The 15,309-nt window shown below is 62.1% G+C and carries 14 protein-coding genes; 2 read left to right on the top strand and 12 right to left on the bottom strand.

Translation table 11 applies throughout. From position 1 onward, the window contains the following. The 8 genes from AC1D10_RS25525 to AC1D10_RS25490 all read right to left on the bottom strand — a co-directional run bounded on the left by AC1D10_RS25525 (position 1) and on the right by AC1D10_RS25490 (position 8,822). Positions 1 to 477, bottom strand: a complete 477-nt coding sequence (locus AC1D10_RS25525; RefSeq protein ID WP_477276802.1) for a hypothetical protein — start codon at positions 475 to 477, stop codon at positions 1 to 3. Positions 478 to 581: 104 nt separating this feature from the next. Continuing rightward, positions 582 to 1,322: a lysozyme inhibitor LprI family protein gene (locus AC1D10_RS25520; RefSeq protein WP_477276800.1), complete on the bottom strand. Its 741-nt coding sequence runs from the start codon at positions 1,320 to 1,322 to the stop codon at positions 582 to 584. A 161-nt stretch (positions 1,323 to 1,483) separates the two neighbouring features. Continuing rightward, positions 1,484 to 1,741 carry a PepSY domain-containing protein gene (locus AC1D10_RS25515; RefSeq protein ID WP_477276798.1) on the bottom strand — a complete coding sequence of 86 codons (258 nt, stop codon included), beginning with the start codon at positions 1,739 to 1,741 and terminating at the stop codon, positions 1,484 to 1,486. Between the two features lie 76 nt (positions 1,742 to 1,817). Continuing rightward, positions 1,818 to 2,075, bottom strand: coding sequence for a hypothetical protein (locus AC1D10_RS25510; RefSeq protein ID WP_477276796.1), 258 nt, complete (start codon positions 2,073 to 2,075; stop codon positions 1,818 to 1,820). A gap of 154 nt (positions 2,076 to 2,229) precedes the next feature. Continuing rightward, on the bottom strand, positions 2,230 to 5,433 hold the full coding sequence (locus AC1D10_RS25505; RefSeq protein WP_477276794.1) for an efflux RND transporter permease subunit: 3,204 nt from the start codon (positions 5,431 to 5,433) through the stop codon (positions 2,230 to 2,232). After that, positions 5,430 to 6,536, bottom strand: coding sequence for an efflux RND transporter periplasmic adaptor subunit (locus tag AC1D10_RS25500; protein ID WP_477277376.1), 1,107 nt, complete (start codon positions 6,534 to 6,536; stop codon positions 5,430 to 5,432). Before AC1D10_RS25500 ends, AC1D10_RS25505 begins: the two co-directional genes overlap by 4 nt. Positions 6,537 to 6,656: 120 nt before the next feature. Then, the gene (locus tag AC1D10_RS25495) at positions 6,657 to 7,064 is read right to left on the bottom strand and encodes a hypothetical protein (RefSeq protein ID WP_477276792.1); all 408 of its coding nucleotides are present in this window, start codon (positions 7,062 to 7,064) and stop codon (positions 6,657 to 6,659) included. A gap of 87 nt (positions 7,065 to 7,151) precedes the next feature. Beyond that, the gene (locus AC1D10_RS25490) at positions 7,152 to 8,822 is read right to left on the bottom strand and encodes a winged helix-turn-helix domain-containing tetratricopeptide repeat protein (protein ID WP_477276790.1); all 1,671 of its coding nucleotides are present in this window, start codon (positions 8,820 to 8,822) and stop codon (positions 7,152 to 7,154) included. Between the two features lie 89 nt (positions 8,823 to 8,911). Between AC1D10_RS25490 and AC1D10_RS25485 the strand changes: the two genes are divergently transcribed. Next, a complete protein-coding gene (locus AC1D10_RS25485; RefSeq protein ID WP_477276788.1) occupies positions 8,912 to 9,340 on the top strand; it encodes a hypothetical protein in 429 nt (142 codons plus the stop codon). Positions 9,341 to 9,428: 88 nt separating this feature from the next. Here AC1D10_RS25485 and AC1D10_RS25480 read toward each other — a convergent pair whose 3' ends face one another. From AC1D10_RS25480 to AC1D10_RS25470, 3 genes are all read right to left on the bottom strand, one after another. Then, positions 9,429 to 10,415 (bottom strand): glycosyltransferase family 4 protein, encoded by a 987-nt coding sequence (locus tag AC1D10_RS25480; protein ID WP_477276786.1) that lies wholly within the window; start codon positions 10,413 to 10,415, stop codon positions 9,429 to 9,431. After that, positions 10,412 to 11,266 (bottom strand): glycosyltransferase family 2 protein, encoded by an 855-nt coding sequence (locus AC1D10_RS25475; protein ID WP_477277374.1) that lies wholly within the window; start codon positions 11,264 to 11,266, stop codon positions 10,412 to 10,414. The genes AC1D10_RS25480 and AC1D10_RS25475 overlap by 4 nt, the downstream gene beginning before the upstream one ends. A 275-nt stretch (positions 11,267 to 11,541) precedes the next feature. Further along, positions 11,542 to 12,216 carry a peroxiredoxin-like family protein gene (locus AC1D10_RS25470; RefSeq protein WP_477276784.1) on the bottom strand — a complete coding sequence of 225 codons (675 nt, stop codon included), beginning with the start codon at positions 12,214 to 12,216 and terminating at the stop codon, positions 11,542 to 11,544. A 283-nt stretch (positions 12,217 to 12,499) separates the two neighbouring features. Between AC1D10_RS25470 and AC1D10_RS25465 the strand changes: the two genes are divergently transcribed. Next, positions 12,500 to 14,665, top strand: a complete 2,166-nt coding sequence (locus tag AC1D10_RS25465; protein WP_477276782.1) for a tetratricopeptide repeat protein — start codon at positions 12,500 to 12,502, stop codon at positions 14,663 to 14,665. Between the two features lie 234 nt (positions 14,666 to 14,899). Here AC1D10_RS25465 and AC1D10_RS25460 read toward each other — a convergent pair whose 3' ends face one another. Next, the gene (locus AC1D10_RS25460; RefSeq protein ID WP_477276780.1) at positions 14,900 to 15,133 is read right to left on the bottom strand and encodes a GcrA family cell cycle regulator; all 234 of its coding nucleotides are present in this window, start codon (positions 15,131 to 15,133) and stop codon (positions 14,900 to 14,902) included. Positions 15,134 to 15,309: the final 176 nt, after the last annotated feature.

Here is a 15,309-nt window from a genome sequence, read left to right as displayed (position 1 = left end):
CTAACGCTCCAACAGCGGCCGCCGGAAGCCGGCGTCCCGCCCGGCGATCAGCCAATAGACCAATCCGGCGACAAGGCCGGCAGCGGCGATGATGCCGATGTCGGCCCAGCGCTCGGGGTCCATATCCTCCGCTGAACTTGGCCAGATCAGGAAGAAACCGGCGGCGGCGGCCGCGGCACCGAAGACCATGTGCAACAGGACGTTGCGCAACGAAAAGAGCTCGGCAATCAGCGCGAAGATGAGCGTCTGCAGCGCGGTCACGACTATGGTCAGGAAATAGACGAACAGGCCGAGCGGCGGCACCACCAGGACCGCTATCGGCGAGACGCCCATGACGTCGAAATAGCTGGGCGCGTTGGGCAGGGAACTGAGTGCGGCATAGATCGCCGCGACCGCGATCAAGCCGACCAGTACCGCCACCAGGTAGCCGGCCAACATCATCAATATGCGCTTTAGAACGTACTTCGCCGTCGCCATGCCCCATCCCCCATGCGGCGCCCAAGCGTCCAGTCAGCCATCAAAGCGGGACTGACGCAAGGGGAGGCGCCCTTGGATAGTCGTCGCGAAACGCGAAGGCCTGCTCAGGCGCCGCCACATAGATGCTCTGAGTCCGGCAGCGCCCATGAACCTTTGATGGCGAGATCGATGCCGTAGTAAATACGGCCACGCTCATCGTCCTTGGGGCAATCCCTGGGAATGGAGATCAGACACATCTCGACAGGTTCGCCGACCTTCGAGGCGGCCAGGCCAGGGTCGCGATCATAGGAGACGGCAGTGCCGTCATTGGTGAATGTCGCGGCACTGCCACCATCCGGGCTGGGCGTTTCCAGTGGATCGTCGCCAAGCCGCGTGGTCAGCGTCTTGATATGGGTGGACGCGCATTGGCCGATTGCCGAGGGCAGGGGCTGGTCGGTCCCGTTCGGGTTTCGCGCGGCGGCTTCCAGCGCCTTCTTGCCGATCAGCGCGATGTTGTAGTCCTGCACCCACGGCGGCGCAGCGCCATAGGTTTGCAGCGCGTTGCTCAGCGCGCTGACGATGCAGGCGGTATCGGCCTTACAGGCATTGCGGTCGGCAATCAGCCCGCGGGCGATCTTGCGCTTGTCGCCGCCGAACGCCGGCTCGAAATCCTTGAACGCCCTGGAGACCAGCAGATCGATGGCCGACAGCTGCGGATCGGCACAGATCGCCTTTTCCGCCGGCAGGCTTGCCTTGCGGCAGTCGAAGGACGGTCCATCGGCCCGCGCCGAAGCAGTCCCGAGGATGCCGCAGGCCAGGATGGTCGCGAGCACAGCCAGAAAACAGGGTCGAACGGAAGATCGCATGTGTGCCCCCAAGCCAACACCCGAAGACGCGGTCAGCGTCCTGCTTCCACATCATACGCCAAGAGTGGGCAATTTTAGGCGAGGAACCGTTGGCCGTTGAAAATGCGCGGAGAGCGGGCCGGCGCATCCGCATCGGGACAAGAATGTCTGCCGACGGACCTTTATTTTGGCTCGGCGGTCACAGGGTCGTAGGTGATTTCGACCTTCGCTTTGTCCGACGTGTAGTAGGTGACGACGTAAGCGCCGCTGTCCCAGTCGACCTCTTTCACATAGCGAAAGCCGTCGCGCTGCTCGACCTTGGCGAGGATCTCTGACAGCTTCTTGGCATTGGGTGGTGGCAACGGGCTCTCGTCCGCGGCAAGGGCCGGCCCGCCGGCGAGAAGAACGGCGACGCTTGTCGCCAGCAGAAATCTGGACATGGCTTTCCCTCAAAGTTTCGTCGGACAGAAACTCGCTGCCATGCCGGTTTGTTCCGCAACTGGAATGCGTGACCATTCAAGGTCTGTTGAGATTCAGGTCAGGCCGCGACGAAAGCGCGGGCACCAAAAAACCGCGATGGGTCGCATCACGATGCGTGGCTGGGCTCCGCTCGACGCCGAGCAATTCGAGGTCGCTTACGGTATAGCTTTGGGTCTCCAGCCATGCCGTCGTGTTGCCGCTGCGATATTTGCTGCCAAGGCGCTTCGACACTATGCCCTCAAGCCCCGCCTGGTCGACCAGATAGAAGACCGCATTGGCCTCGCCGCCCGGCATCGTCTCACTGAACTGGATGCGGCTGTTGGGCTGGATCAGACCGAGCAGGGTCTCCGCCGCACCTCGACGCCGAGGTCGTCCAGATCGTGGCCGTCGCCGCGCCGCGCCGATTTTCTGGAGCGATAGACCGCGCCCGACGCGGCGAATTCGTAACCTACTCGGCGGCCGTCTCCGATGGCGCCTCTACCGGCCCCGAAGGCTCGGCCTCGGCACGGGGCTTGCGCCGTGAAAACAGCGATCTGAGCGTGACGTAGAACACCGGCGTCAGGAACAGTCCGACGAAGGTGACGCCGAGCATGCCGGAGAACACCGCGGTGCCAAGCGACTGGCGCATTTCCGCGCCTGGGCCCGTTGCGATCATCAGCGGCACGACGCCGAGGATGAACGAGAAGGCGGTCATCAGGATCGGCCGCAGCCTGAGCCGGCAGGCTTCGACGGCAGCCTCGGCGGCCGTCAGGCCGCGTTCCTCCGCCTGCCGCGCGAATTCGACGATCAGGATCGCGTTCTTGGCGGCAAGCCCGATCAGCACGATGAGGCCGATCTGCACGAGGATGTTGTTGTCCAGCCCTCGGAAAGACACGCCGAGCAACGCCGCGAGCACGCCGAGCGGCACCACCAGCACAATGGCGAACGGCAGCACCCAGCTTTCATATTGCGCCGCCAGCGCCAGGAACACGAACAGCACCGACAGTCCGAAGATATAGACAGCGGCATTGCCGGTGTTGCGCTCCTGATAGGCGAGTTCGGTCCATTCATAGGAGGTACCGGCCGGCAGCGTCTTTGCCGTGATCCCTTCCATCAATGCCAGCGCGTCGCCCGTGGAAACGCCGGGCGCGGCGTTGCCCTGCAGCGGCACCGAGACGTACATGTTGTAGCGCTGGACCAGCGCCGGGCCCGTGACGTCGCGGATCTCGATCAACGTGCCGAGCGGAACCAGCGCGCCGGTCGCCGAGCGCACCTTCAGTTTCAAGATGTCGGCGCGATCGAGGCGGAACGCCTGGTCGGCCTGCGCACGCACCTGGTAGACGCGCCCGAACGCGTTGAAGTCGTTGACGTAGGCGGTCCCCAAATTGATCGACAGCGTCTCGAAGATGTTGGGGATCGGCACGTTCAGGATGCGCGCCTTGTCGCGATCGATCGCCAGGAAGAATTGCGGGCTCGACGCGGAGAACGTGGTGAACACGCCCGTCAGCCCCGGCGTCTTGTTGGCCTTGCCGGCGATTTCGTTGGCAAGTGCCAGGATCTGCCGCATGTCGGCGCTGTCGCGCTCTTGGATCTGCAGCTTGAAGCCGCCGGCATTGCCGATGCCGCGGATCGGCGGTGGCGGCAGTGCGATAATGAAGGCTTCTTTGATGCTTTGCAGGCTGCCGAACAGATTGCCGATGACCTGGGTCGCCGACAGGCCGGCTTTCAGTCGCTCGTCAAACGGCTTGAACCTGGCGAAGATCACCCCCGCGTTGCTGGCGTTGGTGAAGGTCGCGCCGGAGAAGCCGGCGAAGGCGACTGCGTAGTCGACGCCTGGCGTTTTCTGGATGATCTGCGACGCCTGTTGGATGACCGCATCGGTCCTCGACAGCGAGGCGCCGTCCGGCAACTGGACGACGACGATCGCATAGCCCTGGTCCAGCGACGGAATGAAACCGCGCGGCACCGCCTGCACCATGTAGACCGTGGCGCAGATGAGCGCCGCGAAAACGGCCAGCATGGCGGCGATCGTTATCCACGAACCGACCAGCACGCGGATGATGCTCGAATACCAATGGGCGACCCTGTCGAAGCCGCGATTGAAGCCGTCGGCGAGCGCCAGTCCGAACCGCGCCAGGAAAAAGCGCGGCGGCGCCGCCGCGGCGTGGTGCGGCTTGAACAGCAGTGCGGCCAGCGCCGGCGAAAGCGTCAACGAATTGAATGCCGAGATCGCCGTCGACACCGCGATGGTGATCGCAAACTGCAGGTAGAACTGCCCAGAAATGCCGGGGATGAAGGCTGTCGGCACGAACACGGCTATCAGCACCAGCGAGATCGCGATGATCGCCGTTCCGACTTCGTCCATGGTCAGGTGCGACGCCGGATTGGGCGCCAGCCCTCTGGCGATATTGCGCTCGACGTTTTCGACCACGACGATCGCATCGTCGACGACGATGCCGATCGCCAGAACGAGGCCGAACAGCGTCAGCATGTTGAGCGAGAAGCCGGCGGCGTAAAGCACCGCCAGCGTGCCGATCAGCGACACGGGGATCGCCACGATCGGTACGATCGCCATGCGCCACGATTGCAGGAAGACGATGATGACGATGATGACCAGCAGCATCGCCTCGAGGATCGTCTTGTAGACCTCCTGGATCGACTCGGCGACGAACTCGGTCGGATTGTAGACGATGTCGTAGCTCAACCCCTTCGGGAAGTCGCGGGAAAGCTCCTTCATCTTGTCCTGGATCTCCGCGGCTGCGGCGAGCGCATTGGTGCCCGGCCGCTGGAAGATGGCGAGCGCCACCGCCGGTTTGCCGTTGAGATAGGAGTTGGTGACGTAATCCTTGGCGCCGAGCTCGATGCGCGCCACGTCCTGCAGCGAGATCAGGCGGCCGTCGTCGGTCGATTTGACGATCACGTATCGGAAGTCGCGTGCGTCGTTGAAGCGGCCTTGCGTGGTGACCGTGTACTGGAACGCCGTGCCGGTGCTGGTCGGCGGCGCGCCGATCGAGCCGCCCGACACCTGGACGTTCTGGTCGCGCAGCGCCTGCACCACATCGCCCGAGGTCATCCCCAGGGCGGACAGTTTTTCCGGATCGAGCCAGATGCGCAGCGAATATTCGCGTTCGCCGAAGATGGTGAGGTCGCCGACGCCGTCGAGTCTGAGCAGTATGTCGCGCACCTGCGAGCGGGCGTAGTTCGAGACGTAGAGCTGGTCGTAGGTATCGTCGGGCGACAGCATGTGCACGACCATCATCAGGTCGGGCGAGCTCTTGGTGGTGGTGATGCCGAGGCGGCGGACTTCTTCGGGCAGGCGCGGCTCGGCGACCGACACGCGGTTCTGCACCAGCACCTGCGCCTGGTCGAGATCGGTGCCCAGCTTGAATGTGATGGTCAGCCCCATCGCCCCGTCGCCCGACGAATAGGACGACATGTAGAGCATGCCCTCGACGCCGTTGATCTCCTGCTCGATCGGCGTTGCCACCGTCGCTGCGACCGTCTCGGCGTCGGCGCCCGGATACTGCGCGCGAACGACGATGGTCGGCGGCGCGATCTCGGGATATTGCGCGACCGGCAGCTGGGTATAAGCGATCCCGCCGAGGATCAGCAGGACGATCGAAACGACCGATGCGAAGATCGGACGGTCGACGAAGAAATGTGCGAACCTCATTGCTGCAACTCGGCGGTCTCGGCCTTGGGCGGCAACGTCACCATCTCGACCTTCACCTTGGTGCCGGGCCTGGCGTGCATCAGCCCGTTGACGATGATCGTCTCGTCGCCGGTCAGGCCCCCGCGGATCACCCGGTAGCCGTCGAGAAGCGGGCCGGTGCGCACGGGCTTCGCCGACACCATCCCGGCCTCATCCACCAGGAACACGATGCGGCGATCCTGATCGGCGCCGATCGCCTCGTCGGGCACCAGCACACCGCTATGCGGCAGCGACCCCGGCACGTTGATGCGCCCGAACATGCCTGGCTGGAGAATGCCGTCGGCGTTGGGAAAGCTTGCACGCACCCGCATGGTGCCGGTCGCGTTGTCGATCCGGTTCTCGGCAAAATCGAGCTTGCCTTTGAATACCGCCTCCGCGCGGTCGGCGACGCGAACCACCACATCGAGCCCGCCGGCACCTTCCTGCATGCTGCCGCCACGCTGCTTCGCGTCGCGGGCGTAGCTGAAATACAGGCGCTCATCGACGTCGAAATAGAAGTCGATCGGATCGCGCGTAACGATGGTCGTCAGCAAGGTGGAATCCGGCTGCACGAGGTTGCCGACCGACACCAGCCGGCGGTCGATGCGGCCGGATAAGGGCGCCTTGATCTCGGTGAATTCCATGTTCAGGCTGGCCGTCGTCAGCGCAGCCGTCGCGCCCTGCATCTGCGCCTGCGCCGAAAGGTATTCCCGCCGGCGGTCGTCGACCGTCGCGGTTGAGATATTGCCGGTCTTGGCGAGTTCGTCGGCGCGATCCAGCTGCATCTTGGAGAATTCGAGCAGACTCTTGGCGACGTCCACTTGCGATTTGGCGGCATCATAAGCCGCCTGGTACGGACGCTGGTCGATGGTGAAGAGCAGGTCACCCTTGTTGACCAGTGCGCCGTCCTGGAAGCTGACCTTGTCCAGATAGCCGCTGACCCGCGAACGGATGGCGACCTGGTCAACGGCTTCGAAGCGCCCGACGAACTCGTCGTCTTCGACGATTTCACGGACGACCGGCTTGGCCGCCGTCACCACGGGTAGCTGCTGGTCCTGCGCAAACGCAGTGCTGCTGAAAGCCATGCCGAGCAGGAATGCCGCCGACACGGCGGCGCGGGCAAGCCAGCCGGCCGATCGACAGGGTCGCCCGCCCGCGTCGCGATCCAATCGCCCATTCTCTGGGGTGTCCATTTGCGTCCTCGCTCACTGGACCCGGAGGTCGGTTGATCCGCTTCTACGCTCAGGCTTTTCGTCGAGATCAGAGCACTGCAGTGTTGTGCATGGCAACAGGATCATTTTCCATGTGGGCTGAAATGTCCACCCTGTGGCTGCCCGCCACCGGGCTAAAGCCAGTCGCCGGGCGATGTCGTCATCCTCGACAACGTCGCCTTCCACAAGAGCCCGCGAGCCGAATACCTCCGCGGGCGATGCGGCGCCTGGCTCCTCTTTCTGCTGCCATACTCGCCCGATCTCAACCCGATCGAAATTGGCGTACTCAAAGCTGAAAGCGCTGCTCAGCAAACGTGCAACGCGATCCTTGGACGCCATCTGCAACGCACTCAGCGAAATCTGCGACCTGTTTAAGCCCCAGCAGTACAGAAACTTCTTCAAGGCTGCCGGATATGAGGCTGATCAAAACGCTACTCGCTTTGGCGTCAAAACCCAATCAGCAGGCGGTCGCCGCATACGGGTCGGCCTTCACTCCGGCAACCCCGCGAACCGCATGTGTCCGATCCAGCGGTCGAGGGCTCCGGGGACGAGGTAGGTCTTCTCCCACTGCCTGCGTTGCTTGCTGATGGAGTCGCCGGGCGAGTCTTTGAGGAAAACCGCAAGCGCTTCCTTTGCCTCTCGCTGGTTTCCCAGACAAGCGTAGATACCCGCAAGCATTCGGTGTGCGCCGATCGGGATTGGGGACATTTTCCGCATCGCCGCCAGCGCAGCCCCGCAATCATTCTTTTCATAGAGCGCCCAGCCCATCTGCCAGTTGAACCAGTCAGGATAGAAAGGATCGATGCCCTTGGCCTGCTCGATCCGATCGATCGCTTCGTCGATGCGCCCAACGTTCAGCAGCACGCCTGCACTGTGGACGAGGATATTCGGGTCGCTGGGGTTCAGGGCAATGGCCCGGTCGTACCGCGCAATGGCCTGCTCGAACTCTCCAGCTTCGTTCTGGATCTGGGCGCGGGCAAAGTGCGCTCCGGCGTCATCAGGAGCGAGCAGGAGAGCCTTGTCGGCGTATTCGGCGGCGCGCTTCAACGCCTCGTCGGGGTCATTTTCCTGCTTGTGCCAGAATACCGAGTCATTGCGATAGTACCAGGCCATCCCGATATAGCCGAACTGGGAGTTCGGATCCGCTTCGATCGCCTTGAGGCTGAACTCCCGCAGCAGCTCGTTCCGCGCGGCTGAGAAATCCTCGGTGATCCTGTCCCTCCCCATCAGGTAATAGCTGAGCGCGCTGACCTGCGCGGCGTCGCTCTTTGGCAGGGGGCGCTCGACACTCTGGCCGACCCGATCCGCAAGCGTGCGGATGATCTCCTCCTGGACGACAAAAAGATCGCCAATCTCCCGGTTGTAGGTGTTGGCCCACACATGTGATCCGTCATGCGCATTCAGCAACTGGGCGGACACTTTCAGCCGGTCTCCGATCTTCTGCTGGCTGCCCTCGAGCAGGTAGTCGACGCCGAGTTCGTCTGCGATCTGCCTGATGTCGACCGGCTGGTCGCGATACCTGAAGCTCGAGTTCCGGGCGATGACGGCATAGGTCTTGCTCCGCGCAAGCTCGGTGATGATCCCCTCGGCGACGGCATCGCTGAGATATCCCTTGTCCGCGCCAGCACTCATGTCGTCGAAGGGAAGGATCGCAATCCTGGGCATGTCGCTCGAAGGAACTGGAGCGGCTCGCCATGCTTCCGTGCCGTAGTATGCGCCGATCGCGACAGCGAAGAGAACGATTGCAGCAAGACTGAAGCCGCGCTGCGATCGGGTCTTGGCACGTTCCGTGCCGGCTGCGGCGTTTGGGTTCGCCGCTTCCGACGGATCGGCATTCAGCCGGTAGCCTCTCCGTGGGACGGTTTCCACGATCGCGTGCGCGTCGTCCGCCAACGCGCGGCGAATATCGGCAATGCATTGAGTGAGGCTGTCTTCGGTCACGAAGGTATCGGGCCAAACCGCCTGCATCATCGCATCCTTGGACACGATCGCGCCTGGTCGCGCCGCGAGCACGGAGAGCACCTCGACGGACTGGCTGCGAAGATTGACCGCTTTGCCTTCGACGGTTCGGAGTTCGTTGCTGCTCGCAAGAAAAACAAAACCGCGGAACGTGACCGTTTCAGCAGATTTCAGGTCAATTTCAGGGGCCGTTCGGGACATTTCACCCTCTTGGCGCGCTTCCTAGCATAGCCCATTCGGCCGTCGCCTCCAAGCGATCCTGGCGGCACTGGATTGGACAGGAGGCTGACATGAAACGGACCAGGTTCGTCATCGCTCTCGCTTGTCTTTTGGCAGGGCAAACGGCTGCAAAAGCGGATTCCCGCATTGCGAGACTCTGTGGCCCTGACCATGTCAACGAGGTTGCCTCAGACGACGTCCGTCCCAACCCCGGCGGTTATTGTGTCGCCAACCTCAAGTCGATGGATGACCCGGCCATGTCCGCCGCCATCGCTGTTACAATCCATCTGACCAACCAGGGGGAGTTGGTCAGGCTCCCCCTGGTGAAACCCATGACCTCGATGGCCGAGTGCAGAGCCTGGACCCATCAACAGGAGTTCATGCGCGCAGTCCCCGGCTATCTCGCAACCTTCCATTACTGCGACTACGCATCAGTGGCCAACGTGGGAAGCGGTCAGCGACCTGTCGGGCAAATGGCAGGTGAGACGAGTGCTCGATGAAGCCCCGTGCAGCGCCGCCTCATCATCGTTGCTGAGCTAGGCTATGGAGGAAGAAGGGTCCGGGAAATCTCGAAGGGCGCTACAAAGGTCAGGTTTGGCAGGGCACGTCTGAAGCCGCAGATCTCACAGGCCCGACCGCTCCGTCCGCTGGAAGCAACGAGGCAAACATGTGCGCGTAGTTCTCCGCCTGCACGCCCCAATCCCACTCTCGGATCGTCTCGATCATGCGGACGGCCATCCGCGACCGGAGTGATGGCGTATCCCGCAACAGGGCGAGCTTGTTCGCAAGCTCCGCAGTTCCATCGAAGAACAGCCCGTTGTCGCCATCCCGAATAAGCTCAGGCATGTTTCCCACCCGGGTCGTCACCACGGGGACACCGCACGCCGCCGCCTCCAGGCAAGGATTGGGAGTGCCTTCGCTGCGACTGGCGCAGACATAAACGTCGAGATCTCGATAGAAGTCGAGCATCTCGTCATGGCTACGCCAGTGTTGCTCCCGAATGGCAGTCAATAGTCGCGCGCCCGGCACGGCGGCGACCGCGGGCTCGATGACGTCGTGGAAGCCGCGATGTGCCGGACCATGGTTGCCGAGACTTCCCGCCCATCCGACGCGGAGCTCGCCGGAACGGGGTTGTGGTACTTGTGGCGGACAAAAGAATGTCGTGTCGACACCATTGGGCGTGTAGTGGACCGGAACACCCAATAGGGGAGAGTATTCATGCTCTAGCCGCCGATTGTTGACAAAGACAGCGCGCGCCAGTCGGTTCAGGGTAGCGAGCCCGCGCTCGCGGAATTCGCCCTCCAGCTCTGCGTGGCTGCAGATCCCGATAACCAGGCTGTCAGACCGGCGGGCGAGGGTCGATTCCGGCAGGGGCAGCTTCGCGATCTGGAGCCAATAGAAGATCAGCACGATGTCCGCCGCGTCCACGTCGGACTCAGTCACATCATGCTGAAATCGTTCGACGATCTCGAACCTTCTTGCCAGCACGCGCCGGAGATTCTGAGTCTTGCGATCGATCGCCCAGCCGGGTCGGTCCGCGATCGCCAGGATGCGGGGGAGGCGTACATCGCTCACGAGGCGTACCGCTCAAGCCAGTGCGCCGACCATGGATTGGCCTCGTCCAGATCGTCGTCCGTCACAATGGCGCGCACCTGGGTAGCGTCCGGCAGCCGGATATCCTCTGATCGCAAGCGGGGTCGCCATCCGTGCCAACCAAGATCAATGACCTCCTCGCTCAGGTACCGGCGGCCAGCATACTTGCGCGCGGCGTGCTCTGCGCTCAGGAACAGATAATGCTTCATGCGAAACCGCGCGGGGTAGAGCCTCACCGGACCGGCGAAGCGCACGCGATGGCCGCCTGACCACGCAATCTCCATGGGGCCGTCCTGTTTCTTGTACGCACGGACGCAGTGTGGGGAGGACGGCCGGAACGGGTAGTAGGTGCGCAGCGTGTCTTGATAATTGGGATTGTCGTGATTGGGGGCCTCCCGAGTTGGAATGAACGTGAACTCGGAAAACTCGATCGCGTTGCAGCCGAGTGCGTCGGCCGCCGCAATGGCGGAGACCAACGATGGGTGCGAAGTCGGCGGAAGGTGGATCTCGTCAGCGTCAAGATGCATGAACCAGTCTGCTTCGAGCGACTGAAAGAGTTCCTCTTTGCGACGAAGAAGGTGCTCCCAGCAATACCAGCCATTATGCGGGATGCTTTCGACCCCTATCAATCCGGCCCCGCTGTAGCGCTGGACAATCTCAAGCGTTCGGTCCGTCGACTGATTGTCGCAGACGTAGACCTGCACGCCTTGACGAAAGAGGTTCTCGAGACATCCGGCGACGAACCGCTCTTCGTTGCGTGTTGTAAGAACCGCGACGACTCGCGGGGAACTACGATCAAGCGCAGCATTCGCAATGTGGCTGTCGAGATCCACCAAGTCCCTCAATCCTTCGTCGTGTGATTCCAGATTCAGCCTAAAGATTCAGAGCGGCCATGCCAAGGCGACATCGCTTTCCCACCTGAAGTGCAACACGCGCTCTTGGCGGTTCCCGTCGCGATCGCAAGTCATTCGGGACGCCCACCACCGATAGCCAAATCAGCATCGACGAGTGGGGCGAAACGCTTCGCGCCGAAGCGCGTCGACCCCGGCTCGAACTAACGGGATGCATAACACCTGCTATCCCAGCACCCGTTCGGCGCACTGCGCCGCTACTGATCAATATGCGACGCGACCGACATCATCGCCTCGGAGTTCGGGTGGGCGCCCAAGCCGCCATCGAAAACCTCGGAGAACGTCCAGCGAACGACGCCGTTGCGGTCGAGCAGGAACTGGCCCATGAGCTGGCCCACACCGGTCGCCATCATTTGCTGGTCCGCTTCAGTGATATCGTAATTGTCTTTTTTGTTCAGATATTCGAGCGTGGCAAACGGATCCATCGGCTCAGGCATTTCGCCTGGCACGTTGAGCCGCATCGCCTTCACATCGCTCATTGAGACCTTGTGCGGCAATGCGGTCTCGCCCTCAGTTATTTGCATATTGGGCAATCCAAAGGCGCGGTGTGAAACGCGCTCCGGATCGGATGCGGCAAGCAAGCCAACCATCGGATGGTAGCGGAGATAAAGGCGCGCCCGCTCGATGGGCGTGTTCACCACCGTGAGGCTTTCGATGCCCTTTGCGTTAAGGGCTGGTGTGAGCATCGAAACCGTCGCGATATGACGCCTGCAAAACGGACAATGCAGACCTCGATACAGCCCAACCAGCACTGGCTTCTCGCCGCGGAAGTCGTCGATGGCTATCTTGCCCTCGCGAGTAATCGCGTCGAGTACGAAATTGGGCGCTCGTTCGCCCAGTTGCAGAGGGCCTACGTCGGCGCGGTCAGACATGCTTGATCCTCCTCGCGGTCAATCCAGTAACGAAAGCGCGGCGGTACTTCCGGCTCCAGCCCGTGTTCGGCACACACTTCCTGTGCGTGTTGAAATTGCAATATAGCACAGAGATGGGCGGACGTTGGGGCGCTACCTTGGTGTCGGCACTTTCCGAGCTTGATTTCCGTCCATTTTCGCGTCTTCCAGGCATTCCGGGGTCAACCGCGCCGGCCGCTGGGGAGGTCGGTCGTTTCATTTCAGTGTGACCAGGTCTATACTCCACGGGGGACAGGCCAGATCGATGGACCGTAAGCTTTCCGCCATTCTCGCTGCCGATGTTGTGGGCTATTCCGCCCAGATGGAACGCGACGAGGCCGGCACGTTCGAGCGCCTTCGTGCTCAACGCAAGGAACTGTTCGAGCCTGAGATTGCGCGCCACCACGGCCATATCTTCAAGCTGATGGGCGATGGACTGCTGGCCGAATTCGGCAGCGTCGTGGACGCGGTCGAATGTGCCGTGTCTTTGCAGAATGCCCTGGCGGAACGCAACGCCGCCGTTTCCGAGGATCAGCGGATTCGCGTCAGGATCGGGATCAATCTCGGCGAGGTGATTGTCGAGGGCGAGGACCGATATGGCGAGGGCGTCAACGTCGCTGCCAGGCTCCAACAACTAGCGGAACCTGGCGGCATCTGTGTCTCGGCAAAGGTCGCAAAGGAGGTTGAGAAGAAGTTGGCTTTCGGCTTTGAGCCGATGGGCCAACAGAGGCTGAAAAACATCGCCGAACCGGTGCAGGCGTACCGGGTGCTGCTCGATCCCGCAGTGGCGGGAAGGCCGATGGCTGTCAATCGACACCCACGCTTCAGGCGCAATCTGGCCGTCGCTGTTGGGGTCCTTGTTGTCGCGGTCGGCCTTGCAGCAGCGTGGTGGCGACCGTGGGAGCCACAGCTTCGGGCCACCTCTCTGACGGCCAATGCGAAAGCCGACACCCGGCCATCCCTCGTCGTGCTTCCATTTGACAATCTCAGCGACGACAAGGCGCAAGGTTATCTGGCTGACGGTTTCACCGAGGACCTGACCACAGAACTGGCACGCGTGCCCGGCCTGTTCGTCGTCTCGCGAAACGCGGCTTCCACCTACAAGGGCAAGGAGACTAAAGCCGCTGAGGTCGCCGCAGCGCTTGGTGTCCGCTACATACTGGAGGGCTCGATACGTCGGGTCGGCGACGACATGCGTATCAACGCGCAACTGATCGACGGCTCGACCACCGGTCATCTCTGGGCAGAACGTTTCGACGGCCAGTGGACGGATGTGTTTGCGCTGCAGGACAAGGTCGTCGTCAGCATCGCAGGCGCGCTCAAGCTCCGTCTCGTCAGCACCCAAGGCAAGGCAGATGTCGCGGGCGGCACGCGCAATCCCGCAGCCTACGAAGCTTACCTCCAGGGCATGGAAATCTACAATCGTCGCAACACTCCAGACGAGTTTGCGCAGGCGGTGAGGTTTTTCCAGCAGGCGCTGGAACTCGATCCGAATTTCGGCGTGGCGGCAGCCGCGCTCGCATGGGCCTATTGGGACATGGACGGGCCGCGGGTCAAAGCTCTGGCCTCTTCGGAAACGGTGGCGCTTTACAACGTCTACAAGCACCTGGAGGAGGCGGCCAAGCATCCTTCGCCCTCCTACTATCAACTCGTCGCCAGTTTGCTGATTCGCGAGCACCGGTCCGACGAGGCAGTCGCGCTTATGTTCAAGGCAGTGGCGCTCGACCCGAGCGATCCCCTGAACTATGTCGGGCTGGCAGAAGCCCTGAATTTCAATGGCAGGCCGGACGAGGCGCGCGACTATCTCGTCGCGGCCAACCGTGTCGACCCAGGCGGCAATGACCATCGGCACTACCAGGCTGGGCTGGCTGAATTTGGCCAGGGTCGTTTCGAGGAAGCTGTCGACTACCTTGAAAGGATCGATCTCCAATCGCCCGATCCATGGCCGAAATTCTACGGCCTGCAGGTGTTGGTTTCGGCCTACGCACATCTCGGGCGCAGTGACCAGGTCGCGGCCTATAGTGACAGGCTAAGGAGCGTCATGTTGGAACGAAAGGATGGAGGGGCAAATCAGCTGGTCACGCAGAGGTATTTTGTGTTCAAGAACCCGGCTGACATCGGGCGTCTGCTGGATGGCCTTGACAAGGCCGGTTTGCCGGAGCTGCCGGAAGAGGTCGATCTGGATGCGAAGGACCGGCTTACCGGTTCGGAGATCAGGTCGCTCATCCTCGGTCGTGAGCTGAGCGGGGGAGGCGCATGGTTGGATAAAGGAACCAGCTGGGTGCAGCAGAACTTCCTGTGCGACGCCATTCCGAAAATTCAGACAACCTGCGGCGCGATCTTCCGCAATCCTGCCGGGACGCCGGAGCGGCGCAACGAGTATACGGCAGTCTTCCGTTTCGATCGTTTTGCGTTTTCGACCGTCAAATAAGACCACCCGGGACCTGCCGGCGAATATTATCTGCGGCTAATGCGGTCGCGCCTGCCCCACTCGAGCGCAGCTGCGGGTTGCGACGCGCCCGGTGGCTTTGCGGCTCCAGCGAATTCAATGGAAAGCTGATGGTTCTGCGTCTCGTGCAATTGCCTCCGACGATGCCCCCAACTGATGTGGAGCGCATCACGCCGAGCCCTTGCCACCTGTTCCAGGGGCCGCCGCCCGCTTAAGTTACGCGGCGCGTCGCTGAGCGGGGTGGAGACCTGAACGGGTTCGACGAGGATCGACGGCAGTCACGATGCTGTGGTGGTGATCGCAATAGACGCGATCCGGCGAAGTTGGCCCAGCACAAAAACGATAACCGCCGGGTACTGACGGGTCTTCGCTCACCGGGAAGCGGCACTGATAGACGCCCAGCTGAATGAGGGGGACGTCTCTCGAAGTTGGTCTGGTATTTTCAGGCATTGTTTTAAGGTTCCTGGTTCATGGCCATTGCCGGCTGACGGCCGCAGTGCGGCAGCGTCAGGGCAAGCTTCTCTCGTATTGGAGGGCTATGGATCATCATATGGTGTTGGTCGCAGCGTCAATGAAGGCCGGGGCCCTGCTTTCGGAAGCCAGTTGTTGCGACTTAAGGCCACACT

The sequence above is a fragment of the Mesorhizobium sp. P2_A8 genome (assembly GCF_056404935.1).
Note: the sequence above shows the minus strand (reverse complement) of the source record. Positions and strands in the feature narration are given on the sequence as shown.